Source organism: Rhodococcus sp. P3_B8 (genome assembly GCF_056402775.1).
In genome coordinates this window covers 1-773 of record NZ_JBFUGT010000681.1, presented here as the reverse complement: position 1 = coordinate 773, position 773 = coordinate 1, and the positions used below count along the sequence as shown (strand labels likewise).

Here is a 773-nt window from a genome sequence, read left to right as displayed (position 1 = left end):
CCTCTACGTCCAGCACCGGCACGCGAAGGACCGGTAACACGAGGAAACCACCGTCAGTACGTACTGACGGTGGTTTCTCGTTGCGGTTCGGAGTGGGCGAATCTCAGTTCGCGGTCGGCAGCGACTTCAGCGACGTGACGGTGGCGACGCAGGCACGAGCGGCCTCGGCACCCTTCTTCACGAAGTGGTCGTGGAAGTAGTTGAGGTGCTCGTCGTGCTCGTGGAAGTGGTGCGGCGTCAGCACAACCGAGAACACCGGCACATCCGTGTCGAGTTGCACGCGCATGAGGCCGTCGATCACCGCGGTCGCGACGAACTCGTGCCGGTAGATGCCACCGTCCACGACGAGCGCGGCCGCGACGACGGCGTCGTAACGCCCGGTGAGGGCGAGGCGGCGTGCGTGCAGCGGGATCTCGAACGCGCCCGGCACCTCGAAGAAGTCCAGCTCGTCCTTCGAATACCCCAGCGTGTTCACCTCGTCGGTGAAGCCCTCGCGCGCGCGGTCGACGATGTTGCGGTGCCACGTGGCCTGGATGAACGCGATCCGTCCCTGACTCTCACTCATGGTCTGAAACTACTGCACCGGAGCTAGCGCTGTGAACGGGGCAGTGCCGTGGACCGGCCCCACCCGGAGTCGTCGGTGAGGTGCTCGAGCAGGGGCTGAATCCGGTACGGCAGCGGGCTGGTCAGCGCGATGGTGGTGGTCGAATGCGTGATGCCGGGCAGGTTCGCGATCTTCTCCAGCAACTTCTGCAGCTCCGCGTGCGTGGACG

General features: G+C 65.5%; 1 protein-coding gene and 1 pseudogene. Both read right to left on the bottom strand.

The features are described 5' to 3' along the window. Positions 1-103: 103 nt before the first annotated feature. Positions 104-565, bottom strand: coding sequence for a 6,7-dimethyl-8-ribityllumazine synthase (locus tag AC1D1G_RS45725; protein WP_005252720.1), 462 nt, complete (start codon positions 563-565; stop codon positions 104-106). Between the two features lie 23 nt (positions 566-588). Beyond that, positions 589-773: pseudogene (locus AC1D1G_RS45720) on the bottom strand (Lrp/AsnC family transcriptional regulator); the annotation flags it as partial.